The sequence below is a fragment of the Microbacterium sp. ZW3a genome (assembly GCF_057167165.1).
Map to the genome: position 1 here is coordinate 1,706,123 of NZ_CM169903.1, position 22,981 is coordinate 1,729,103.

The window sequence follows — 22,981 nt, forward strand, 5'->3', positions numbered from 1 at the left end:
GTGGTTCGCCTTCACTACCCTAGATCGCATGGTCCCACCCGAGACGGCCCCCTCCGCGCGCCCCGCTCTGCTGTCCGCTGCGTTCGATGATTTGGGCGTGCGGCTCGGACCCGACGGCGGCACCCTCCGCGTGTGGTCGGGGCACGCCGAGGCCATGCAGCTGCTCATCTTCGACGACGCCGACCTCGACTGGGCCGTCGAAACCGTCACCATGACGCCGGTCGGCGGGGGCGTGTTCGAGGCCGTCAGCGCCCTCCTGCGCCCCGGCGCCCGCTACGCCGTCCGGGTCAGCGGACCCCAGGGTCCCGGCAACACGTTCAACCCCCAGACGCTCCTGATCGAGCCCTACTCGCGGGGACTCGTCTCGGGCGGTTTCGGCGACTACCGCTCGGTCGTCGTCGACGGCAGCTTCGACTGGGGTGGGGTGTCCAAGCCGCGCGTCCCGCGGGATCGCACCGTGATCTACGAGGGGCACGTCAAGGGCCTCACCAAACGCCACCCCCACGTGCCTCCGGCCCTCCACGGAACGTACGCGGGCCTCGCCCACCCCGCGATGATCGACCACTTCCTCACGCTCGGCATCACCACCGTGGAGCTGCTCCCGGTGCACGCGTTCGCGACCGAACCGCGCCTGCTCCAGCTCGGACTGACGAACTACTGGGGCTACAACTCCCTGAACTTCTTCACCCCGCACGCGCCCTACGCCACCGCCGCCAGCCGCGCGGAAGGACCCGAGGCGGTCCTCCGCGAGTTCAAGGGCATGGTGAAGCTCCTCCACGAGGCGGGGCTCGAGGTGATCCTCGACGTCGTCTACAACCACACCGCCGAAGAGGGGATCGGCGGACCGCGCACCAGCTTGCGCGGCATCGACAACCGTTCGTACTACCGGCAGACCGACGAGGGCGTCTACATCGACGAGACCGGGTGCGGCAACGCCGTGAACACGGCGACGGATGCCGCGGGCCGCCTCGTGCTGGACTCGTTGCGGTACTGGGCGAACGACGTCCAGATCGACGGGTTCCGTTTCGATCTGGCCGTCACCCTCGGCCGAGACGAGCACCATTCCTTCACCCCCGAACACCCCCTGCTGCGCGCGATCCGCGACGACGAGGCGCTCGCCGACGTCACGCTCATCGCCGAGCCCTGGGACGTCGGCATGGGCGGGTGGCAGACGGGCAACTTCGGCGACGGCTGGCTCGAATGGAACGACCGCTATCGCGACCGCGTGCGCAACTTCTGGCTCAGCGACATCGACTACGCGCGCCGGGCCGACACCGCCCCCGTCGGCATCGGGGGCCTCGCGACGCGCCTGGCCGGGTCGTCGAACACGTTCGCGGAGGAGCGCGGTCCGCTCGCGAGCGTCAACTTCGTCACCGCGCACGACGGGTTCACCCTGCGCGACCTCGTGTCGTACGACGTCAAGCACAACCTCGGCAACGGCGAGCAGAACCGCGACGGCGCCGACACCAACCGGTCGTTCAACCACGGGGCCGAGGGCAAGACCGACGACCCGTTCGTGCTCGCCACCCGGCGCAAGGCGATGCGCAACCTGCTCGGCACGCTGCTGCTGTCGGCCGGCGTGCCGATGATCACCGCGGGCGACGAGATGGGCCGCACCCAGCGCGGAAACAACAACGCGTACTGCCACGACTCCTCCCTCACGTGGCTGTCGTGGGACCTCGCTCCGTGGCAGCACGACCTCTTCGCCCACACCCAGCGGCTGCTGACGCTGCGCCGCGAGAACCCCGCGCTCCGACCCGAGCACTTCGCCCGTCTCGGCGAACGGATCCCCTCGGCGTCGGTCATGGACTGGTTCGACGAGCACGGCGAGACGATGTCGAGCGAGCGGTGGACCGACCCCTCGCATCGCACGCTGCAGTACCTGGCCACCTCGACGCCGGAGCATGAGGAGCTCAACCGCATCCTGCTCGTCGTGCACGGCAACGAACAGCCCGTCGACGTCACGCTCCCGGCCCTCGCCGACACGGAGTACGTGTCGCTATGGTCGAGCGCCGACGAAGTGCCGTCGCCCGAGACGCCGCGGTTCGCACCCGGCGACGTGGTGCCGTTCGTGGGAACCTCCATGCGTCTGTTCCGAGTCGACGCGACCGGCTGAGCCTCCTTCGCGCCGGCGAGCCGCGCTGTCAAGGCCCCCGGTCGACCCTGCGGGAACGTCGGTGGCCCACGGTAGGTTCGAACCCGTGGCCACCACGACGACTCCTTCGCCCGCAGTCCCCTGGCGCAGCGCCGCCGCGATCCCGGTGCGTCCGGTCAAACCGACGCCCTCCGTCAAAGGAGTGTTGACGCCCCGCGTCCCGCTCGCGCTCCCCCACCCGAGCGTGCCCGGCGGTCGATTCCGACCGTCCGCGTTCGTCGGAGAAGCGGTGCCCTTCACCGTCACGGCCTTCCGCGAGGGGCACGACCGCATCGGTGTGCAGGTGCGCCTGTTCTCGCCGTCCGGCGATGAGTCGCTGCACCGACTGTCGGCGCTCCACGACGGATTCGACCGCTGGTCGGCGCTCGTCGCCCCCCTCGAGCAGGGCGTGTGGCGGTTCCGGTTCGAGGCCTTCGCCGACGAGTTCGCCACGTGGGAGCACGCGGCCGAGGTCAAGATCGCCGCCGGTGTCGACGTCTCCCTCATGCGCGAGATGGGCGCCCAGCTGTTCGACCGTGCGCGCGGCGAGAAGAAGCGCCCCGGCTCCGACAAAGACGTGCTGTACGACGCCGCGCGCCGTCTGCGCGACCCCGACACGCACGACGACGTCGCCCTCGACATCGTCCGCGATCCCGACATCGCCGCCCTGTTCACCGCCCGTCCCGTCATGGGGCTGGTGTCGGTCGGCAAAGATGCCGAGTTGCTCGTCGAGCGCGAGCGCGCCGGCGTCGGCGCCTGGTACGAGTTCTTCCCCCGTTCCGAGGGCGCGACGCGCGCCGACGACGGCACGGTCATCAGTGGCACCTTCCGAACGGCCGTCGACAGACTTCCGGGCGTGGCCGGCATGGGATTCGACGTGCTCTACCTCCCGCCCATCCACCCGATCGGCGAACGCAACCGCAAGGGTCCCAACAACACCCTCGTCACCTCCCCCGGCGACCCCGGCTCGCCCTGGGCTATCGGTGGCCCCGCCGGCGGTCACGACACCGTGCACCCCGACCTCGGCACGCTGGAGGACTTCCGCGCCTTCGTCGCCGCCGCACGCGAACAGAACATCGACGTGGCCCTCGACCTGGCCCTCCAGGCCTCTCCCGACCACCCGTGGGTGAGCGCACACCCGGAGTGGTTCACGACTCTTCCCGACGGCTCGATCGCCTACGCCGAGAACCCGCCGAAGAAGTACCAAGACATCTACCCGGTCAACTTCGACAACGACCCCGAGGGCATCCGCGCCGAGGTGCTCCGCATCGTGCGCCACTGGATCGCCCAGGGTGTGCGCATCTTCCGCGTCGACAACCCGCACACCAAGCCCCTGCAGTTCTGGGAGTGGCTCATCGCCACCGTCAGTGCCGAGGAGCCCGACGCGGTCTTCCTCGCCGAGGCGTTCACGCGCCCGGCGCCCCTGCAGGGCCTGGCCATGGCCGGCTTCCAGCAGAGCTACACCTACTTCACGTGGCGCAACACCAAGGAAGAGCTCGAGGAGTTCCTCGACGGCCTCGCACACGAGACCGACGACTTCCTGCGCCCCAACCTCTTCGTCAACACGCCCGACATCCTCACCGAGTACCTGCAGTTCGGGGGGCGCCCGGCCTACAAGATCCGGGCCGCGATCGCCGCTACCGCCGCCCCCACCTACGGCGTGTACGCGGGGTACGAGCTCTATGAGAACGTTGCACGTCCGGGCTCGGAAGAGAACATCGACAACGAGAAGTACGAGTACAAGTTCCGAGACTGGGAGGGCGCCGAGGCCGCGGGCGATTCGCTCGCCCCCTATCTGCGCCTGCTCAACGGCATCCGGCGCGATCACCCGGCCCTGCGCCAGTTGCGCAACCTCCACGTGCAGTGGAGCGACGACGACGCCATCTTGGTGTACGCCAAGCACCTTGACGCCGCCCTCTCGCCCACCGGCGCGTCCGACACGATCATCGTCGTAGCCAACGTCGACCCGCACTCCGCGCGCGAGACGACCGTGCACCTCGACACCACGATCTGGGGTGTCGAACCCGGCGGCCACTACGAGGTCGAAGACCTCGTCACCGGTCAGGTCTGGACCTGGGCCGACCACAACTTCGTGCGCCTGGACGCATTCAGCGAACCCGTGCACATCCTGCACGTGAAGGAGTCCCGATGACCGTTTTTCCCCCCGAACTCCTGGATGCCGTGGCTCACGGCGCCCACCATGACCCGCACAGCGTCCTCGGGGCGCACGAGACGTCCGAGGGGTGGGTGATCCGCACCCGACGCCCCCTCGCTCGCGAGGTCGTCGCCGAGCTCGGCGACGGTTCCACCGTGACGCTCGGGCACGTGCGCGCCGGCGTGTGGGAAGCCGCGCTCGACGCGGCGCCCGGGCCGTACGTCGTGCGCGCGTCCTACGACAGCGGCGACGAGCACGTCGCCGACGATCCCTACCGTCACGCCCCGTCCGTGGGCGAGCTCGACCTGCACCTCATCTCGGAGGGTCGCCACGAGGAGCTCTGGCGCGTGCTCGGAGCGCACGTGCGCGAACTCGACGGATCCGCGGGCACCGCCTTCACGGTGTGGGCGCCCGACGCCCGCGCGGTGCGCGTCATCGGCGACTTCAACGGCTGGGACGGAGCCGGAAGCGCCCTGCGCTCCATGGGCGGCAGCGGTATCTGGGAGCTGTTCCTCCCGGGCGTCGGCGCGGGGGCTCGCTACAAGTTCGAGATCCTGACGCGCGCCGGTGCGTGGATCCAGAAGGCCGACCCCATGGCGCGCCTCGCCGAGGTGCCGCCCGCCACGGCGTCCGTCGTGACGGCATCCGAGTACACGTGGGCCGATGACGAGTGGATCGCCGAGCGTTCACGCACCGCTCCCGTCGACCGCCCCATGTCGATCTACGAACTGCACCTGGGTTCGTGGCGTCCGGGACTGTCGTACCGCGACGCGGCCGACGAGATCATCGACTACGTCACCGCACAGGGATTCACCCACGTCGAGTTCCTGCCGCTCGCCGAGCACCCCTTCGGCGGGTCGTGGGGCTATCAGGTCTCGGGCTACTACGCGCCGACGAGCCGGTTCGGCGACCCCGACGACCTGCGCTACCTCATCGACCGGATGCACCAGGCCGGTATCGGCGTGATCATGGACTGGGTTCCCGGTCACTTCCCCAAAGACGACTTCGCCCTCGCGCGTTTCGACGGCGAAGCCCTCTACGAGCACCCCGACCCGCGCCGCGGTGAGCACAAAGACTGGGGCACGCTCATCTTCGACTACGGGCGAAACGAGGTGCGCAACTTCCTCGTCGCCAATGCCCTGTACTGGTTCGAGGAGTTCCACGTCGACGGCCTGCGCGTGGATGCCGTGGCCTCCATGCTCTATCTCGATTACTCCCGCAACGAGGGCGAGTGGGCGCCGAACCAGTTCGGCGGTCGCGAGAACCTCGAGGCCCTCCGGTTCCTGCAGGAGGTCAACGCGACCGCGTACAAGCGCTACCCCGGCATCGCCATGATCGCCGAGGAATCCACGAGTTTCCCCGGCGTCACCGCGCCCACCGCGCACGGCGGACTCGGCTTCGGGTTCAAGTGGAACATGGGCTGGATGAACGACTCGCTGCAGTACATCGGGCGCGACCCGATGTACCGGTCGCACCACGAGGGTGAGCTGTCCTTCTCGTTCGTCTACGCCTTCAGCGAGAACTTCATCCTGCCGATCAGCCACGACGAGGTCGTGCACGGCAAGGGGAGCCTCTTCGGCCGCATGCCGGGCGACCACTGGCAGAAGCTCGCGAACATGCGCGCCTTCCTGGCCTACATGTGGGGCCACCCGGGCAAGCAGCTGCTGTTCATGGGCCAGGAATTTGGGCAGATGTCGGAGTGGTCCGAGTCGCGGGGCCTCGACTGGTGGATGCTCGACCAGCCCTCGCACGCGCAGCTGCACGACTTCGTGGCCGAGCTGAACCGCGTCTACCGCGACCACGCTCCCCTGTGGTCGCGCGACCACGACGGTGCCGCGTTCTCGCGCCTCGGCGCTCCCGCGTGGAACCCGAACGTGCTTGCCTTCGCCCGCCGCGACAACCACGGCAACACGGTCGCCGTGATCTGCAACTTCTCGGGTGTCCCGTTGAGCGACTTCCCCCTCGACCTGCCCGAGACGGGCACGTGGACCGAGGTGCTCAACAGCGACGCGGAGGCGTTCGGCGGTTCCGGACAGGGCAACTTCGGCTCCGTCACCACCGATGAGCGCGGCGGCGCGGTGCTCACGGTGCCGCCCCTCGGCGTGCTCTGGCTCCACCACCGCGCGAGCTGACCCGCTCCCGCATCGGCAACGGCCCCGACCAGGACAGGTCGGGGCCGTTGCCGTCAGATCAGAAGAGCAGGGATGCCAGGCGCGAACGCGCGCGGATCACTCGCGCGTCGTCGTCGCCGACGAGACCGAACAGCTCGAGCAGACGCTCGCGCACCGGGCCACGGTCGTCGGAGGGCAGCGCCTGGAACAGGTCGAGCAGACGCGCGAAGGCATCGTCGACGTGCCCACCGGCCACGTCGAGATCCGCCACGAGGAACTGCGCCGACAGGTCGGTCGGAGTCGCCGCGGCCGCGTCACGGGCGGCCTGAAGGTCGGCACCCTGCACCCGGTCCAGCAGACGAACCTGGCCGAGACCGGCGCGAGCGTCGTCGTCACGGGGGTTTTCGGCGAGGGCGCGCTCGTAGGCGCTGATCGCGCGGGGGTAGTCGCCCTCCTCGATGGCGGCGAACGCCTCGGCGTGCAGCGGCGGCAACGGCGCCTCGGCGGGCTCCTCCGCGGCATCCACGGCCCCATCGACCGGGACGGTGCCGGTCACGCCGTGCTGCGCCGCGAGCTGCAGGAGCTGAGCGAGCACGTCGCGCACCTGCTGCTCGGGGACCGCACCGGTGAACAGCGGCACCGGCTGACCGGCGACGAGCGCCACCACCATGGGGATCGACTGCGCGCGGAACCCCTGCGCGAGCTGCGGGTTGGCATCGACGTCGACCTTGGCGAGCACGACCTTTCCGGCGAGCTCCGTGACGACCTTCTCGAGCACAGGGCTCAGCTGCTTGCAGGGGCCGCACCACTCCGCCCACAGATCCACGACGACCGGCACGGTGCGCGAAAGCTCGAGCACCTGTCCGAAGGAGGCGTCCGTGACGTCGAAGATCAACGACGCTGCCGGGGTACCGCTCGACGACGACGCGTCGCTTTCGGTGGCGGCGGGCGCCTGGGGACGGTTACGCAGCGACGAGAGGTCGAGACCGCCGCGCAGGACGGAACCGGGGGGTGGAGTGCTCACGGGGATACCTTCGCTTCGAGGAGGCTGGATCGGTAGCCCAGCAGCCGGATCTTGTCGTCTGATCCCTGACTGGGCACGTAGAAGAAGATCTGATCGGTGTAGGTCGTCGTAAAGCCCGTCGCCGACTGGTCGACGCCCGTGAGGGCCTTCACCGCCGGGTTGTTGTCGAGCTTGATGACGGCATCGGCGTTCGTCGGCTTCGCGGTGTCGCTCTCGAGCACGTTCACCGCGACGATGGCGCCGGTGTCGAGGGTCGCGAGCGCGATCGGTGACGCCGGCCCCGCGGCCGCAGAGAAGCTGATCTCGGCGGTGCCCTGACCCGTCTGGTTCAGTTCATCCGTGCGCGTGCGCTTGTTCTCTTCGATCGCCGGCAGGAGCAGATCGTTCGCGGTGTCGAACGCCCCCCATGACGGGCTGTTCTGTCCGTTGTTGATGAGGTCGGCGTACGCGGCCGCGACCTCTTCGGGCGGGAGCACGAGGAAGGACGAGTCCGGCGGCACCTGCGTGGCGCCCACATAGGGAGCGGCGAGTTCGGGGAGATTCGTGGACGCTTCGAGGTTGCCGATGTACGACACCCGGTACGGCGACCACGGGTCGTCCTGCGTCATCATCATGATCGACGTCGTGGGGGCGTCGGTTGCGGCCGACTCCACCACGGTCATGACCGTCCGTGGCCAGGCGCCGGTCGTCTGCGGGAGGATGATCTGCACCGGCTCGGCGGGGATGGCCGGCAGGGCCGGGCGATCGGGCAGCGCGGCGCGCAGCGTGTAGTTGGTCTCGCGCTCGGCCAGGGCCGGGCCGGTCAGACGCGTCGAGGCGGCGGCCGCGTCGAGTGCGGCGTCGGCCTGAGACACCGTCGCCGAGATGCGCGAGACGATGCGTTCGGCCTGCGGCTCGGTGACCGCCGGCGGGAACTGCCCCTCCGGCACGATGACGGTCGGCGTGGGGCTCGGCGTCTCGCTCGCGGCGAACTGCGGCCACGCGTCGGCCGAACAGCCGGCGAACAACGCGGCCGACAGCCCGAGGGCCGGGACCGCCACGAGAGCGCGACGCCTCGGACCGGGCGTTCGGCCGCGGCGGGACGGAGACGAGCTGATCACGCCCTTGTCGGCGCTGGCGGCGTCGGCGTCCGCGATCGAGATCGGCTCGGTGACGGGCAGGGGCAGGCCCTTGCGGCGCGGGCGCCGCGACCGGCGGACGTGACGGATGCCGAGGAGGTACAGCACGAGGCCGGCGAGGAGCGCGATCGCGCCACCGGCGATGAGCGGCCCCGCCCAGGGAGTGGAGTCGTCGATCGGCCAGGTGAGCGTGATGTCGGCGGGCGCCGGCGCGATGCCGTCGCTGGCGACGAGGACGCTCATATCGGAGGGCAGCCGCAGAGTGGTCACGAGCGACCCGGTCTGCTGGAACTCGTCGAGCCAGAGATCAGACCCGATCGGGGTCCGCGCGGCCACGGCCTCGGTGGGGGGAACGGTCTCGGTGGGCTGCACGGTCGCCGTCTGCACGGTGTTGTCTGCACCGGGCGTGACCGCGGTGTAGGGCACATCGGCGAGCCAGGCCTCCAGGTCGGCGGTGCGCCCGTATGACGCGAAGACCTGGCCCTCGCCGTCGACCCGGAGCGTCTGTGCGCCCGGGAGGCTGCTGATCAGGGTGCCGTCGATGAGCGTGTAGGCGTTCGATCCGTCGGTCTGGATCGATTGGGACGTCTCGGACGGGCCCTGGAACACCGTGCGCTGAGCAATGCCCGCGCCGATCATGACGGCGGCGATGATGAACGCCACCACGGCCCAGACGAATCTCACGCTACACACCATCCCCACCGGCGACTCGGGCGGTCACCGAAGAATCGACGTTTCAGACTAGCCGAGGACGCCTGAAAGTTCCCGGCGAGGTGAGTGATGCCGCCGCCGTGCCCCGCCGTCAGTATTCTTTCGACACGGGCGGACTCGCGCCCGGCTGAGGCAGGAGTCGCTGAGGATGAAGATCCACAATCCCTTCCGGGTCGCCTTGCTGGCGACTCTCGGTGTCGGCGTGGGGCTTCTGCTGATCGTGAGTGTGCAGAACCTGTCGACGATCCTGCTGTACGTGGGCACGGCGCTCTTCCTGTCCCTCGGCCTCGATCCCGTGGTGTCGTTCCTCGAAAGCCGGGGGATGCCGCGCTGGGCGGCGGTGCTCCTGACGATCCTCGCGGTGCTCGGCGTCTTTGCGGGCATCATTCTCATGGTCGTGCCCATCATCGTGAGCCAGATCGCGCAACTCGTCGTTCAGGTCGAGACGCTGCTGCGGCCGGGCGTGTGGAACGAGGTCGTCCGCGGTGTGCAGGACTGGGCGACAGCGACGTTCCCCTGGCTGCAGATCGACCAGGTCTGGAGTGGCATCCAGCAGTGGTTCTCGACCCTCGACGTGGGATCGATCTCGACGATGGTCGGCAACAGCCTGCTGACGATCGGGGGTGCGGTCGCGGCGGGTCTCGGCGGTGCGTTCATCGTGCTGATCCTCACCATCTACTTCACGGCCTCGACGCCATCGCTCAAGTCGGCGGTGTATCAGCTGGTTCCGGCCTCCAAGCGCGCGCGGTTCATCGAGCTGGCCGAGAAGATCACCGATTCGGTGGGCTACTACGTCATGGGGCAGGTGAGCCTCGGCGTGATCAATGGCATCCTGAGCGCGATCTTCCTCACGATCATCGGGGCGCCCTTCCCGGCCGTCCTCGCCGTGATTGCGTTCTTCTTCTCGCTCATCCCCCTCGTCGGCACGCTGACGGGGTCGACGATCATCGTGCTGACCTGTCTCATCCCGGGCCTGGGCACGCCCACCTGGGCCATCATCGCCGCGGCCATCTACTACCTCGTCTACATGCAGATCGAGGCCTACGTGCTCTCGCCGCGCATCATGAACCGCGCGGTCTCCGTTCCGGGATCGGTCGTCGTCATCTCGGCCCTCGCCGGTGGCGCGCTGCTCAACCTGCTCGGCGCGCTTATCGCGATTCCGGTCGCCGCCAGCATCCTCATCATCTACCGCGAGGTCATCATCCCGCGGCAGAACGAGCGCTGAGCTCAGTCGTCGATCGCGCCGTCCCACTCCAGCGGCAGGGGCAGAGCGTCGGGGTTCACCGCGGCGACGATCTCGGTGAGGACGCGCCGGGTCTGGTTCTCGCCCACCCAGAGGTGCTTGCCTCCCTCGACGGGAATCAGGGTGGCGTGCGGAACCGACGCAAACCTCTCTCGCGCCTCGTCGGGACGCAGATAGTCGTCGAACTCAGGGACCAGCACCACCATGCGCCGCGGGTCTCCGGCCCAGGCAGCGACCTCGTCGGCGGTCGCCCGGTGCAACGGCGGCGACAGGAGCACGACGCCCTCGATGTCGTGGTCGCGTCCGTACTTCAACGCCAGCTCGGTCCCGAACGACCAGCCCACCAGCCAGGGGCGCGGCAGGCCCCGCTCGCGCACGAAATCCACGGCGGCGGCGACGTCGAAGACCTCGCCCGCTCCCCCGTCGAACGCGCCCTCGCTGGTGCCGCGCGGTGAGGTGGTCCCGCGCGTGTTGAACCGCAGCACGGCGAGATCGGCCAACGCCGGCAGGCGACCGGCGGCCTTGCGCAGGATGTGCGAGTCCATGAACCCCCCGGCCGTGGGCAGGGGGTGCAGCGTGATGAGCGTCGCGACAGGCTCCCGTTCGAGCGGGAGGGCGAGTTCACCGACGAGGGTCAGTTCGTCGACGGTGACCAGCTCGATCTCTTCTCGGCGGGCGGGAAGCAGGACGGGTCCGCGTATCTCCATCAGGCGATTCTCCAACAGTGCGTGTGCCAGTGTCGACGCGCGGCCAGGTCGGCCGAGTCACCCAGGACCCCGTCGGCGCGCCACACGACTACGTGCGCGACGCCGACTTCGACCGTGCGCCCGCACCCGGGGCAGAGGTAGGACTTCTGCGCCTGCGGCGCCGAAATCGGCTGCACGGTCCATTCGATGCCACGTTTGATCTCGCTGCGCTTCCACCCGGCGATCAGGCGGTCAAGAGAGGCGTCAGCGCGGTCGCTGGAAGGACGCCGCTTGCGGGAACGGGGCATGGATGCCGCTCACCACCAGTGGTTGGTCGTCCAGAACGCGTACGCCTCGGACCAACTGCCGTAGCGCGCCGTGGCGTAGCTGGTTGCCCACCGCAGATTGTCGACAGGGTCGTACCCGTTTCCGGTCACCTTGCTGCACGGCAGTGCCTGGACGAGCCCGCACGCCCCCGAGGAACGGTTTGTCGCGTTGGGGTTCCAGCCGCTCTCGCGCTTGACGATGTAGTCGACGTAGCCCATGTCGGCCTCGGAGATCCCGGCCGCTGCCATCCATTCCCCGGGCGCTCCGCCGCCGCTGTAGTACAGAGGCCCACCGCCGCTCGACGCTTCCGAGCCCGACGAACTCCGCGAGGGGGTCGGCGTGGGGGTCGGCGTCGGCTTCGGCTTGACGTAGACGTTGTAGCTGGATCGATCCAGTTCGGGCGCCTGCTTTTCGCCGGCCACGGAAACCGCCTGCGTGTCGCCGAGGCCCTCGGCGTACAGCGTCACCGTGCGGGGCTCATCGGCCTGCGCCCGCAGGACCGCACCCCCCATCGGGCCGACGTAGGCGCCGGTGAAGGCCAGCGCTGCGCAGGCCGCGAAGACGGCGACGACGCCGCGGCGACGCGACCACCGCGGACCCAACCGGCCGGAGGGAGCCGGAGGCACCACGTCGACCACCGTGTGGCCGTGACGGGCCACACGTCGAGAGGTCGCGCGCGTGAGGTCGGATCCGGAAGTCACAGTGCCGCCGATTCTACCGGTGCGTCCGACCGCCTGCCACGCAGTTCAGCCCACCGCCAGCATGACCTCGATGACCGCATCGAGCACGGTGTCGACCTGCTGCTCGCGATAACCCCCGCGCTGCAGGCGGAAAGCGACCGAACGCACCTGTTCGGGGGTGACGGGATGCCCGGTGGCGAGGTAGCGCGCGATGCGGTCGGCGACGATGTCTACCTCGTCGACGCGGTAGCCGTAGTGCAGGATGCCGACTCGCGCGAACCGGCGTCCGCGAGGACGAGTCAGCCGGTCGAGGACCACCTGCGCGGTATCGCGGGTTTCGGCGACCCAGGCCCGAGCGCCCAGACGAGAGAGGGCGTACTCCCGCTCTCGTGCGGCGAAGGCGTCTTCGACGCGCCCCAGAGCAGCATCGACGGGACCGACGGCATAGCCGCCACGGACCAGGGGGAAGGCGACGGCCCGGACCTCGGCCGAGCGCAGGGCCCCGGGCTCATCGGCCTCGAACGCCTCGCGCGCGCGCTCCAGGAACCGATCGACCGCCCGCTTCTCGTAGCCCTTCTTCCGACGCGGCGCGTCAGGGAACGGGGTCGTGGTCGAGCGTTCGTTGGTCGCCGTGTCGGTCATGCCACTCCCAGGGGCGCGAGCAGGTAGTACAAAGCCAAGGCTGCGGTGGCGGACGGCAGGATCGAATCGAGCCGGTCGAGCACTCCCCCGTGACCCGGCAGCCAGGAACTCATGTCTTTGATGCCGAGGTCGCGCTTGAGCATGGACTCCCCGAGGTCGCCAACGGTCGCGGTCGCCAGCACCACCGCGCCGAAGATCAGCCCAGCCCACCAGGGGATCTGAAGCATGAAGACCGCCAGCAGCGCCCCGGCCACGAGGGCGGCTACGCACGCTCCCGCAAAGCCCTCCCAGGTCTTCTTGGGGCTGATTCGCGGGGCCATGGGATGCCGCCCGCCTCGGCCGAAGGTCAGACCCGAGACGTACGCGCCGGTGTCGGCGACCACGGCGAGCACGAGGAAGGCGAGAACCCACCACTCCCCCCGGTCCTGCGCGAGCAGGATCATCGCCATGCTGGTGAGGAAGGGAACGTAGAGCTGCACGAACGCCGCCACCAGCACATCGGCAAGGACGTCGGTGTGCGTGCGCCCGTCGTTGGCGAGAAGTTGCGCAGTGAGGCGCCACACCACAACGAGGACGACAGCCGCCAGCGTCGCGACCCAGTGGAGCCACAGCCCCACGAAGAACCCGCTCGCCAAGAGGAGCGCGCCCGCAGCGAGCTGGGGAACGACGTCGACGCGCCGACCCGAGACCTGCAGTGCTCGCGAGAACTCGAACACGGCGAGCCCCATGGCCCCGAGAGCGAAGACCGCGAAGAGTCCCTTGATGAAGATCAGCGACGCAACGACGACGACACCGATCGCGACACCGATGAGGATGGCGACGATCAGGTCGCGCCCGGTTCGTTGCTTGAGACGCTCGTTGGCCTGATCGAACTCCGCGCGTGCGTGTGCGATGTGCTGCTCGGCGTCGGTGCGCATCGCGCGCAGCTGCGACTCGATCGCGGTTACCGCCTCGCCGGTCGCCGGCGGACGGCGCGACGCATCACCCCGCCGTCGCGACGGCGAGTCGACGGGTTCTGCGTCATCCGCAGAGGGGGCCTCGGGCATGGGTTCAGACCTCGAGCAGCTCGGCCTCTTTGCGCTTGAGCGCCTCATCGATCGCGTCGACGTGGGCGCGGGTCACGCCGTCGAGCTCCTTCTCGGCGCGTGCGAGCTCGTCTTCGCCGACCTCGCTCTTGAGGGCGTCGAGGTCATCCTTGGCCTTGCGGCGCAGGTTGCGCACCTGAACCTTCGCGTCTTCACCCTTGCCGCGCACGATCTTTACGTACTCCTTGCGGCGGTCTTCCGTCAGCTCGGGCATGGTCACGCGAACGATGGTGCCGTCGTTGGTGGGGTTCACGCCCAGGTTCGGCATGTCGCGAATCGCCTGCTCGATGGCCTTGAGGGCCGACTTGTCGTAGGGGTTCACGACGAGGGTGCGGGCCTCGGGGTTGTTCAGCGAGGCCAGCTGCGCGAGCGGGGTCGGCGACCCGTAGTAGTCGACCAGGACCTTCTGGAACATCTGGGGGTTCGCGCGCCCGGTACGGACGGTCGCGAAGTCCTCCTTCGCGGCCTCCACGGCGCGATCCATACGCGCTCCGGCATCGGCGAGGACATCGGCGATCACGGTGACTCCATTCGTTGGAACTATCGAACCAGTCTAGTCGCGCGCGGGCCCGGAACCCGGGCCCGCGCCGCACGTCACGAGGTAACGAGCGTGCCGATCGTCTCGCCCAGCAGCGCGCGGGTGACGTTCCCCGCCGGCTCCATGCCGAACACGCGCATGTCCATGCCGTTGTCCATGCACAGGCTGAATGCGGTCGAATCCACGACCTTCAGGCCCTTCTGCAGGGCGTCGTTGTAGGTGAGGTGGTCGAGCTTGGTGGCCGTGGCATCCACGCGCGGGTCTGCGGTGTACACACCGTCGACGCCGTTCTTGGCCACGAGCACCTCGGAGGCACCGATCTCCAACGCACGCTGCGCGGCGACGGTGTCGGTGGAGAAGTACGGGAGTCCTGCCCCGGCGCCAAAGATGACGACGCGCCCCTTCTCCATGTGCCGGACGGCGCGGCGCGGGATGTACGGCTCCGCCACCTGCGTCATCGAGATGGCCGACTGCACGCGCGTTGCCGCGCCCGCCTGCTCGAGGAAGTCCTGCAGCGCGAGGGAATTCATCACCGTGCCGAGCATGCCCATGTAATCGGCACGTCCGCGGTCCATACCGCGCTGGCTGAGCTCTGCGCCGCGGAAGAAGTTGCCGCCGCCGACGACGATCGCGACCTCGACGCGATCCACCGCCTCGGCGATCTCGCGGGCGATCTGGCTGACGACGTCGGGGTTGACCCCCAACTGTCCTCCTCCGAAGGCCTCACCGGAGAGCTTCAACAAAACACGGCGTCGTCTGGTCGCTTCATCGATCACGTGGGGTGTCCTCTCGTCTTGATCAAACTACTGCCCCTGCTGCACCGACCGGTACGCCGCGCGCGCAGGGAAAAGGCCCGGGATGCCGTGGCATCCCGGGCCTTGTCATCGGTGCTTACGCGCCGACCTTGAAGCGGGCGAAGTCGGTCAGGGTGAGACCGGCGTCGGAGGCGACCTTGGCGACGGACAGCTTGTTGTCCTTCGCGTAGTCCTGGTCGAGCAGGGAGACCTGCTTGAAGAAGGCGTTCACGCGGCCCTCGACGATCTTCGGCAGAGCAGCCTCGGGCTTGCCCTCGTTACGGGAGATCTCGGTGACGATCTCGCGCTCCTTCTCGACGTCGGCCTCGGGCACGTCGTCGCGGGTGAGGAACGAGGGGTTGGCGAAGGAGATGTGCTGCGCGATGCTGCGCGCGGTCTCCGCGTCGTCACCGGTGTAGGCGAGGACCACGCCGACCTGGGGCGGGAGGTCCTTGCTGGTCTTGTGCAGGTAGACCTCGAACTTGTCACCGCGAATGGTGCGGACGCGACGGAGTTCGACCTTCTCGCCGATGATGGCGGCCTCGTCCGAGATGAGCTGCTCGACGGCCTGGCCCTCGGCGTCAGCGGCCAGGGCAGCCTCGACCGAGTCGGCGCCGGCGGCGGCCGCAGCGGCCACGACCTTGTCGGCCAGGGCGATGAAGCGGTCGTTCTTGGCGACGAAGTCGGTCTCGCAGGCGAGCTCGAGCAGCGTGACGGCGCCGTCGGACTCACGAGCGGCGACAAGGCCCTCGCTCGTGGAGCGGTCGGCGCGCTTGGCGTTGCCCTTGGCGCCCTTCAGGCGCAGGATCTCGACGGCCTTCTCGACGTCGCCGTCGGCCTCTTCGAGCGCCTTCTTGGTGTCGACCATGCCGGTGCCGAGCTGCTCGCGCAGAGCCTTGATGTCGGCGATCGTGAAGTTTGCCATGGTGTGGCGTCTCCTTGTCGTTGTGCGTTCTGATGTGAGCTCGGCGGGGCCGTGTGCACCCCGAGGGGTGCTGTCACGACCCCGCCGGATCGTAGCCTGTGCGGGTGACGCCGCAGTGACGCGGCGGCGCGCTTACTTGCTGTCGGTGGCCTCGGCGGCGGCGACCTCGGAGGTCTCCTCACCCGACGCGTCGGCGACGGCCTCGTCGTGAGCCTCGGCACCGGCGGCGTCGTCAGCCGACTCGGTGGCGGCTTCGACGGCCTCGGCACCGGTCTCGGTCGCCTCAGCACCGGCCTCGGGGGTCTCGAGCAGCTCGCGCTCCCACTCGGCCAGCGGCTCGGCAGCCTCGGCCTCACCGGCGGGCTGGTGACGCTGGATCAGACCCTCGGCGGCGGCGTCGGCGATGATGCGCGTGAGCAGGCTCACCGAACGGATCGCGTCGTCGTTGCCGGGGATCGGGTACTGGAACTCGTCGGGGTCGGCGTTGGTGTCGAGGATGCCGATCACGGGGATGCCGAGCTTCTTGGCCTCGTCGATGGCGAGGTGCTCGCGCTTGGCGTCGACGATCCAGATCGCCGAGGGGGTCTTCTGGAGGTTGCGGATACCACCCAGCGACTTGTGCAGCTTGTCGAGCTCACGCTTCTTGAGCAGGAGCTCCTTCTTCGTGAAGCCGCTCTCGGCCGGGTTCTCGTAGTCGAGCTCCTCGAGCTCCTTCATGCGAGCGAGGCGCTTGGAGACGGTCTGGAAGTTGGTGAGAAGGCCACCGAGCCAGCGCTGGTTGACGTAGGGCTGGCCCACGCGAGTCGCCTGCTCGGCGAGGACTTCCTGCGCCTGCTTCTTGGTACCGACGAAGAGGATGGTGCCGCCGTGCGCGACGGTCTCCTTGACGAACTCGTAGGCCTTGTCGATGTACGACAGCGACTGCTGGAGGTCGATGATGTGGATGCCGGAGCGCTCGGTGAGGATGAAGCGCTTGACCTTCGGGTTCCACCGGCGGGTCTGGTGTCCGAAGTGCACGCCGCTGTCGAGCAGCTGGCGGATGGTAACGACGGCCATGGTCGTTCTCCTGTTCTGGGCGCTTTCACGCCGTGGTTGCGGTTGTTCGCGCCGATCGATCGAGCGGCGAGCCTGGTGCCCGGCGCACACCCGCCTTTCCGCCGGAGCGGAGGACCGTGGGGTGTGGATGCCGCGCGATGCGCTGCCCCGGAGGGCGGCGCGTTGCGCTGTGGGCACGCGGAGTCATCCCGACAGACGGGATGCGTCCTCCAGCATACAGGACGGCTCCTCCCCACGAGGTCTGGTTCGGGGACCGTTCACGGAACGGGGGCGACGGCCCGCGCGGGTGGGATGGGACGGCGCACCATCGGGGCATGAACACTCAATGTCCCCCCGCCGTGCGGTGGTCGCGGGCGGTAGCGGCGCTGGTTGTGCTCCTGGTCGTCTGGGGCGTCGCTCCCGCGCGGGCCGACACCGATGACCCCCTCTCCCGCCGCGGATGGGTGTGGCCCGTCGACGCCTTGCAGATCGTGCGCCCGTTCGAGGCGCCCGCGCACCGGTACGCCCCCGGTCATCGCGGGCTGGATCTCGGCTCCGTCGCACGGGTGCGCTCCCCCGCCGCCGGAACGATCGCGTTCGCCGGTCCTGTCGCGGGGCGTCCCGTCGTGACGATCGACCACGGCGACGGTCTCGTGACGAGCTTCGAGCCGGTGACGACCCCGCTAAGCGCCGGCGATGCCGTTGCGCGCGGCGATCCGATCGGGGAGGTGGCCGAGGGCGGGCACACGGCTGTGGGCGCGGTGCACTTCGGCGTGCGGTGGAATGGCGAGCACGTCAACCCGCTCCGGCTGCTCGGCGGTGTGCCGCGCGCGGTGCTGTTGCCGTGTTGTTGAGGTCGCAGGTGGGGAGGGCGCCTCCCGACCGCGGCGTGGGGCGGACACTCCGTCGCGATCGCCGTCAGCCGATGCGGTTACCGCGGCCCTCCACCGTGCTCTCGCCGATGCCGCCGCCAGCCGTCACGACGTTGTCTTGGCCGCGCACGACGAGTGCCCCGAGGGTTCCTCCCGCGGTCACGGTGGAGCGGTCTCCGCTGAGCTCGACGCGGCCGAGCGACTGCGCGACCGTGAGGCCACTGTCGTTGCCCTGCACGGTGGCGCTGTCGATCGCGACGGCAGAGAGGCGCAGGCGGTCGCCCGCGAGCGACAGGATGCCGATCGTCGCGGTGCCCGCATCGATGGTGAGGGCCGTGCCCCCGACGGTGAGCTCTGCGCAGCGACCTTCGACGCGGACGGTTCGTTCGTTCCCGGAGATCGTTTCGGAACCGCCGTCGCCACAGGACACGACGTCACCCGCCCCCGGGGCGACACCAGGGGTGCTCGGCACGGGCGCCGTCGACGGGCCGGTCGGCGCCGCCGACGGTGCGCTCGGGACTCCCGAGGGGGTCGGCGCGGTCGTGGCCGGCGCGGCCGTCGTGGATGCCGCGGGCGGGGGCAGTCGCGTGACGACCGGTTGCGGACCGAACGCGCAGCCGGCGAGGAGGAGCGCGCTGACGAGAGCCCCGAACGCCGAGGCAGAGAAGCGAGAGCGCGGGTTCACGACCCCACGCTACGTCGCCGTACCGGGGCGGCGCCAGGGCGACAGGCACGGCGGTCCGGCGCGCTCGCACGTGGACGGCGCAGGTGAGCGGTCAGGCGCGCGGGTGCGCCAGGCGGTAGGCCTCACGCAAACGCTCGGCCGACACGTGGGTGTAGATCTGCGTCGTTCCGAGACTGGCGTGTCCGAGGATCTCCTGCACCGACCGCAGGTCGGCGCCGCCGTCGAGCATGTGGGTGGCCGCGGAGTGGCGGAGGGCATGTGGTCCGAGCGACTCGGCACCGACGGCGGGGGCGACGACACGGGAAACGAGGGCGTGGACGGCGCGCGGACCGAGGCGGGCACCGCGCACCCCGAGGAAGACGGCCAAGCCCGCAGCCCCGTCTCCCCGGGCGTGGAGCACCGGGCGACCGCGAACGAGGTAGGCCTCCAGCGCTCGCGCGGCCGGCGCGCCGAACGGGACGACGCGCTCCTTGTCTCCCTTGCCGCGCAGCCGCAGCGTCCGGCGTTCCTGGTCGATGTCGTCGAGATCGAGGCCGCAGATCTCCGACACCCGGGCACCGGAGCCGTAGAGAAGCTCGAGCAGCGCGTGGTCGCGCAGGGCCACCGGATCCCCCGAGCGCGCATCGGCCTCGACCTCGGACAAGAGCGACTCCAGTGCCGGCGCGGTCGCGACGGTCGGGAGCGTGCGTCCGCGTTTCGGGGCGACCATCCGGCTGCTCGGGTCGGTGGCAACGAGGCCCTGCTCGCGTGCCCAGCCGAGGAAGCCGCGCACGGCCGAGGTGCGGCGCGCGGCCGTGGCCTTACTGAGTCCGGAGGTGGTGGCATCCCACTGCCATTGCCGGAGCGCCTCGATGTCGATGTCTCGCAGGTCGGGGTCTCCGGAGGCACGCGCGAGATCCCGCAGATCAGACCGATAGGCGCGCACCGTTGCCGCCGACAGACGGCGCACCGTGGCGAGGTGATCCAGATACCCCTCGATGGCCTCGCTCATGCGCACTCCCCCAGCCTGCCCCGCCGGGCGCGGACAGGCCGTCAGGACGCGCGCGGTCGGCGGATCCCACAGGCGAGGCGTCGATAGCCGGCGCAACGTCGCGCACCCGCGGCCTCGATCACAGGACGCCCCGCGACCGAAACCGGCGGCCTCCCCCTGTCCGCATCACGAGGCGCCGTGCTTCGCCCGCCAGCGACCGTCGGAATCGCGCACGGCTCGCCCCTCCAGCTCGGCAAACCCGAGGAGCACCTGGGCCTCGGTCTCCGAGAACCCCGCGCGCCGGGCCACGTCGGTGGCGTCCCTCCCGACGCGTGACGACAGCGCGTCCAGCATCCGTGTGGCATCGTCGGTGCGCGCGGCGTCCCGGCTATCGGGAGCATTCTCCCCGATCCCCTCATCGGGTGCGCCGAGCATCTCGAGCACGTCGGCGGCAGACGTCACGCAGACGCTGTCGAATTCGCGCAGGATGCGATGGCTCCCCGCCGAGGCGGCGCTCGTCACGGGCCCGGGCACCGCCCCGAGCGCCCGCCCGAGCGTCGCGGCGTGCGCCGCGGTATTCAGCGAACCACTGCGCCACCCCGCCTCAACGACCACCACCGCGTCCGCGATCGCGGCGATCAGGCGGTTGCGATGGAGGAACCGCCACTTCGTCGGTGCTGCCCCGCAGGGCGTTTCGCTGAGAACGGCCCCCGTCGCGGCGATGCGGGTGAGGAGTCCATCGTGTCCGCGCGGGTAGGGACGGTCGACACCCCCGGCGAGAAAGGCGATCGTCTGCCCGTCGGCCGACAGGGCGGCGCGGTGCGCAGCGCCGTCGATGCCATAGGCGGCGCCCGACACCACCACCACGCCGGCGGCGGCGAGATCAGCCGCCAGATCCGCGGCCACCGCCTCGCCGTAGGGAGTCGCCGCCCGTGCCCCGACGATCGCGACGACCCGCACGCCGGCGCGCGGGTCGAGGCGTCCGCGCAGCCAGAGCACGCTGGGCGCGTGAGCACCGAGGTCGTCCAGTCCACGGAGCCACCGAGGATCCGTGGGCACGACCAGCTGCGCACCGGACCGCCGGGCCGAGGCGATCGCTGCGTCGACCACCGAGGGCCGATATCGGGGCATCCACCGTGCCCGGGCTTCTGCCCATTCGTCCCCGGACTCGGACGTGGCGACCCGCAGCGCCTCGAGCGCTCCGAAGCGACCGATCATCGCCCCGGCAGCGCCGTCACCGGGCTCCGCGAGCACACTCCACACCACGCGCGCGTAGGCCTCCATCGGGTCGAGCCCCGGCGGCAGACCGAGGTCGCGCATCACCGACGAGGCAGAGTCGCGGGATGGCAGTATCCCGGTCACGACGCGCTCCCCTGCCGGAGAAAGAGCGCACGCCCGACATCGTCCGCACCGAGGCGGTCGTGACCGGCGAGGTCCGCTACCGTCCAGGCCACTCGCAAGAGCCGGTCGTAGCCGCGAAGGGTGAGCGAGCCCCGGCGGAGAGCCGTGTCGAGCGAGCGCACCACCTCGGGTTCGGGAGCAGCCGGCCCGCGCAACCACGTGCCGGGGACGTCGGCATTGCGCAGCCAGGGAGTGCCGTTCCAGCGCCGCGCTGCTCGCGCACGGGCGGCCGCGACGAGCACTCGCGCCTCGCGAGTGGTCACGACACGCGTTGCCGCGTCTCGTCGCGCCACCGAGACGCGTTGGAGCCGAAGGTCGATGTCGATGCGATCCAGGAGCGGGCCCGACAGTCGTCGGGTGTAGCGGCGGATCGCCTGCGGGGCACACTCGCACGTGCCCCCGGGAACCCCGTACTGCCCGCACGGGCAGGGGTTGGTGGCCACGACCAGTTGGAACCGTGCGGGGTAGGTCGCCGACATACCGGAGCGGTGCAAATGGATGACGCCGCTCTCGAGCGGCTGGCGGAGAGCGTCGAGCACCGACGCGGGAAACTCCCCGCCTTCGTCGAGGAACAGCACGCCCTCGCTGGCGCGGGCGATCGCCCCCGGGCGCACGATCCCCGACCCTCCGCCGATCAGCGCAGCCGCGCTCGCCCCGTGGTGCGGCGCCTCGAACGGCGGCGTGCGGGTCAGCCGCGTGACCGGATCGCCCGACAGCGAACGGACGGAGGCGACCGACAGCGCCGCCTCGTCATCAAGGTCGGGAAGGATGCCAGGCAGTCGGCGCGCGAGCATCGTCTTTCCGGCGCCCGGTGGTCCGCTCATGAGCAGGTGGTGACCGCCCGCCGCGGCCACGATCAGGGCGTCGACAGCGTCGGGCTGACCGACGACGTCGCCGAGCTCGAGCCGTTCCTCGACGGGATCGGGCACCTGATCGGTCAGGACGGGGGCGAGATCCGGGGCGTCGGTCGTCCCTCCGTGCCAGCGCACGACCTCGGCCAGGCAGGTCGCCGCGCGCACCTCGATCCCTTCCACGAGCCCTGCCTCCGGGGCGTTCCCCGCCGGCACGACCACCCGCGCCCGCCCGGCCCGATGCGCGGCCAGAACCGCGGGCAGGACGCCGGGCACGGGCCGCAGCCGACCGTCCAGCCCGAGTTCTCCGATGTGGACGGTATCGGCGACGCGGGCGGCATCCATCGACCCCGTCGTCGCGAGCGCGGCCACCGCGATCGCGAGATCGAAACCCGAGCCGCGCTTGGGCAGGCTCGCAGGCGACAGGTTGACCGTCAACCGGCGCTTGGGCAGGTCGAGTCCGCGATTGGTGCAGGCGTTGCGCACCCGCCGCCCGGCCTCACCGAGTGCCTTGTCGGGCAACCCGATGATTGCGAACTCCGGCGTTTGGGGAGACAGGTCGGCCTCGACCTCGACGAGATCGCCGCGCAGCCCCGTCAGGGCAACGGCCCACGTGCGCGCGACCGTCACAGCGCGTCCTCGAGGTGCTCGAGACGGGCCGTGCGGGCGTCGGTGCCGATCAGCGCGATCGCGTCCATCCGCAGGCTCCGCCCGCGCGCCTCGTCGGGGTGCACGGCGATCCACGCCATCGCCAGCCGCCACAGGCGCGCGGCCTTGCGTCGATCGATCGCCTCGAACGGATGCCCGAAGGCCTCGCTCGCCCGCGCCTTGACCTCGACCACGACGAGCGTGCCCGCGGTTTCGGCCACGATGTCGATCTCGCCCTGCGGGCACCGCCAATTGCGGTCGAGGATGCGGTAACCGTTCGCGGTCAGGTGGCGGGCGGCCCGCTCTTCACCGGCCCGCCCGAAGTCGTCTTTCGCTGCCATGCCCG

General features: G+C 70.1%; 21 protein-coding genes. 5 read left to right on the forward strand and 16 right to left on the reverse strand.

Going from position 1 to position 22,981, the window contains the following annotated elements; translation table 11 throughout:
- Positions 1 to 28 precede the first annotated feature (28 nt).
- The 3 genes from glgX to glgB all read left to right on the forward strand — a co-directional run bounded on the left by glgX (position 29) and on the right by glgB (position 6,421).
- Complete coding sequence (gene glgX, locus ACU6WY_RS08070; RefSeq protein ID WP_483819162.1) at positions 29 to 2,116, forward strand: glycogen debranching protein GlgX; 2,088 nt, start codon at positions 29 to 31, stop codon at positions 2,114 to 2,116.
- Positions 2,117 to 2,201: 85 nt separating this feature from the next.
- Positions 2,202 to 4,286, forward strand: a complete 2,085-nt coding sequence (locus ACU6WY_RS08075; protein WP_483819163.1) for a maltotransferase domain-containing protein — start codon at positions 2,202 to 2,204, stop codon at positions 4,284 to 4,286.
- Positions 4,283 to 6,421, forward strand: coding sequence for a 1,4-alpha-glucan branching protein GlgB (gene glgB / locus ACU6WY_RS08080; protein ID WP_483819164.1), 2,139 nt, complete (start codon positions 4,283 to 4,285; stop codon positions 6,419 to 6,421). The genes ACU6WY_RS08075 and glgB overlap by 4 nt, the downstream gene beginning before the upstream one ends.
- A 58-nt stretch (positions 6,422 to 6,479) precedes the next feature.
- Here glgB and ACU6WY_RS08085 read toward each other — a convergent pair whose 3' ends face one another.
- Positions 6,480 to 7,424 (reverse strand): tetratricopeptide repeat protein, encoded by a 945-nt coding sequence (locus tag ACU6WY_RS08085; RefSeq protein ID WP_483819165.1) that lies wholly within the window; start codon positions 7,422 to 7,424, stop codon positions 6,480 to 6,482.
- Positions 7,421 to 9,226, reverse strand: a complete 1,806-nt coding sequence (locus ACU6WY_RS08090; protein WP_483819166.1) for a DUF8094 domain-containing protein — start codon at positions 9,224 to 9,226, stop codon at positions 7,421 to 7,423. Before ACU6WY_RS08090 ends, ACU6WY_RS08085 begins: the two co-directional genes overlap by 4 nt.
- A 175-nt stretch (positions 9,227 to 9,401) precedes the next feature.
- Between ACU6WY_RS08090 and ACU6WY_RS08095 the strand changes: the two genes are divergently transcribed.
- Entirely contained in the window at positions 9,402 to 10,478 is a 1,077-nt protein-coding gene (locus ACU6WY_RS08095; RefSeq protein ID WP_483819167.1) for an AI-2E family transporter, read from the forward strand.
- 2 nt (positions 10,479 to 10,480) lie between these two features.
- On the opposite strand, the gene ACU6WY_RS08100 is transcribed toward ACU6WY_RS08095, so the two are convergent.
- From ACU6WY_RS08100 to rpsB, 9 genes are all read right to left on the reverse strand, one after another.
- Positions 10,481 to 11,203 carry an alpha/beta hydrolase gene (locus ACU6WY_RS08100; RefSeq protein WP_483819168.1) on the reverse strand — a complete coding sequence of 241 codons (723 nt, stop codon included), beginning with the start codon at positions 11,201 to 11,203 and terminating at the stop codon, positions 10,481 to 10,483.
- Positions 11,203 to 11,490, reverse strand: a complete 288-nt coding sequence (locus tag ACU6WY_RS08105) for a hypothetical protein (protein WP_483819169.1) — start codon at positions 11,488 to 11,490, stop codon at positions 11,203 to 11,205. Before ACU6WY_RS08105 ends, ACU6WY_RS08100 begins: the two co-directional genes overlap by 1 nt.
- Positions 11,491 to 11,499: 9 nt before the next feature.
- Entirely contained in the window at positions 11,500 to 12,210 is a 711-nt protein-coding gene (locus ACU6WY_RS08110; protein WP_483819170.1) for an aggregation-promoting factor C-terminal-like domain-containing protein, read from the reverse strand.
- Between the two features lie 45 nt (positions 12,211 to 12,255).
- Complete coding sequence (locus tag ACU6WY_RS08115) at positions 12,256 to 12,831, reverse strand: DivIVA domain-containing protein (protein ID WP_483819171.1); 576 nt, start codon at positions 12,829 to 12,831, stop codon at positions 12,256 to 12,258.
- Complete coding sequence (locus ACU6WY_RS08120; RefSeq protein ID WP_483819172.1) at positions 12,828 to 13,877, reverse strand: phosphatidate cytidylyltransferase; 1,050 nt, start codon at positions 13,875 to 13,877, stop codon at positions 12,828 to 12,830. The genes ACU6WY_RS08115 and ACU6WY_RS08120 overlap by 4 nt, the downstream gene beginning before the upstream one ends.
- A gap of 4 nt (positions 13,878 to 13,881) precedes the next feature.
- Entirely contained in the window at positions 13,882 to 14,436 is a 555-nt protein-coding gene (gene frr, locus ACU6WY_RS08125) for a ribosome recycling factor (protein ID WP_483819173.1), read from the reverse strand.
- Positions 14,437 to 14,510: 74 nt separating this feature from the next.
- Entirely contained in the window at positions 14,511 to 15,230 is a 720-nt protein-coding gene (gene pyrH / locus ACU6WY_RS08130) for a UMP kinase (RefSeq protein ID WP_483819174.1), read from the reverse strand.
- A gap of 115 nt (positions 15,231 to 15,345) precedes the next feature.
- The gene (gene tsf, locus ACU6WY_RS08135) at positions 15,346 to 16,173 is read right to left on the reverse strand and encodes a translation elongation factor Ts (RefSeq protein WP_483819175.1); all 828 of its coding nucleotides are present in this window, start codon (positions 16,171 to 16,173) and stop codon (positions 15,346 to 15,348) included.
- Between the two features lie 132 nt (positions 16,174 to 16,305).
- Positions 16,306 to 17,229, reverse strand: a complete 924-nt coding sequence (gene rpsB, locus ACU6WY_RS08140; RefSeq protein ID WP_483819176.1) for a 30S ribosomal protein S2 — start codon at positions 17,227 to 17,229, stop codon at positions 16,306 to 16,308.
- 314 nt (positions 17,230 to 17,543) lie between these two features.
- On the opposite strand from rpsB, the gene ACU6WY_RS08145 reads away from it, so the two are divergent.
- Entirely contained in the window at positions 17,544 to 18,062 is a 519-nt protein-coding gene (locus tag ACU6WY_RS08145) for a murein hydrolase activator EnvC family protein (RefSeq protein WP_483819177.1), read from the forward strand.
- 64 nt (positions 18,063 to 18,126) lie between these two features.
- On the opposite strand, the gene ACU6WY_RS08150 is transcribed toward ACU6WY_RS08145, so the two are convergent.
- The 5 genes from ACU6WY_RS08150 to ACU6WY_RS08170 form a co-directional block, all read right to left on the reverse strand.
- On the reverse strand, positions 18,127 to 18,765 hold the full coding sequence (locus tag ACU6WY_RS08150; RefSeq protein WP_483819178.1) for a DUF3060 domain-containing protein: 639 nt from the start codon (positions 18,763 to 18,765) through the stop codon (positions 18,127 to 18,129).
- Between the two features lie 91 nt (positions 18,766 to 18,856).
- Positions 18,857 to 19,762, reverse strand: a complete 906-nt coding sequence (locus ACU6WY_RS08155) for a tyrosine recombinase XerC (protein ID WP_483819179.1) — start codon at positions 19,760 to 19,762, stop codon at positions 18,857 to 18,859.
- Between the two features lie 159 nt (positions 19,763 to 19,921).
- Positions 19,922 to 21,055: a DNA-processing protein DprA gene (gene dprA / locus ACU6WY_RS08160; RefSeq protein ID WP_483821879.1), complete on the reverse strand. Its 1,134-nt coding sequence runs from the start codon at positions 21,053 to 21,055 to the stop codon at positions 19,922 to 19,924.
- A gap of 38 nt (positions 21,056 to 21,093) precedes the next feature.
- Complete coding sequence (locus ACU6WY_RS08165; RefSeq protein WP_483819180.1) at positions 21,094 to 22,617, reverse strand: YifB family Mg chelatase-like AAA ATPase; 1,524 nt, start codon at positions 22,615 to 22,617, stop codon at positions 21,094 to 21,096.
- Positions 22,614 to 22,976 (reverse strand): YraN family protein, encoded by a 363-nt coding sequence (locus ACU6WY_RS08170; RefSeq protein ID WP_483819181.1) that lies wholly within the window; start codon positions 22,974 to 22,976, stop codon positions 22,614 to 22,616. Before ACU6WY_RS08170 ends, ACU6WY_RS08165 begins: the two co-directional genes overlap by 4 nt.
- Positions 22,977 to 22,981 lie beyond the last annotated feature (5 nt).

Excerpts from the sequence above, each read along its gene's own strand:
- ACU6WY_RS08105 (WP_483819169.1), bottom strand. The coding sequence starts at position 11,490 with ATGCCCCGTTCCCGCAAGCGGCGTCCTTCCAGCGACCGCGCTGACGCC.
- ACU6WY_RS08095 (WP_483819167.1), top strand. The coding sequence starts at position 9,402 with ATGAAGATCCACAATCCCTTCCGGGTCGCCTTGCTGGCGACTCTCGGT.
- rpsB (WP_483819176.1), bottom strand. The coding sequence starts at position 17,229 with ATGGCCGTCGTTACCATCCGCCAGCTGCTCGACAGCGGCGTGCACTTC.
- ACU6WY_RS08120 (WP_483819172.1), bottom strand. The coding sequence starts at position 13,877 with ATGCCCGAGGCCCCCTCTGCGGATGACGCAGAACCCGTCGACTCGCCG.
- dprA (WP_483821879.1), bottom strand. The coding sequence starts at position 21,055 with ATGCGCGACCTCGGTCTGCCGCCGGGGCTCGACCCGATGGAGGCCTAC.
- ACU6WY_RS08170 (WP_483819181.1), bottom strand. The coding sequence starts at position 22,976 with ATGGCAGCGAAAGACGACTTCGGGCGGGCCGGTGAAGAGCGGGCCGCC.
- glgX (WP_483819162.1), top strand. The coding sequence starts at position 29 with ATGGTCCCACCCGAGACGGCCCCCTCCGCGCGCCCCGCTCTGCTGTCC.
- ACU6WY_RS08115 (WP_483819171.1), bottom strand. The coding sequence starts at position 12,831 with ATGACCGACACGGCGACCAACGAACGCTCGACCACGACCCCGTTCCCT.
- tsf (WP_483819175.1), bottom strand. The coding sequence starts at position 16,173 with ATGGCAAACTTCACGATCGCCGACATCAAGGCTCTGCGCGAGCAGCTC.
- glgB (WP_483819164.1), top strand. The coding sequence starts at position 4,283 with ATGACCGTTTTTCCCCCCGAACTCCTGGATGCCGTGGCTCACGGCGCC.
- ACU6WY_RS08100 (WP_483819168.1), bottom strand. The coding sequence starts at position 11,203 with ATGGAGATACGCGGACCCGTCCTGCTTCCCGCCCGCCGAGAAGAGATC.
- ACU6WY_RS08145 (WP_483819177.1), top strand. The coding sequence starts at position 17,544 with ATGAACACTCAATGTCCCCCCGCCGTGCGGTGGTCGCGGGCGGTAGCG.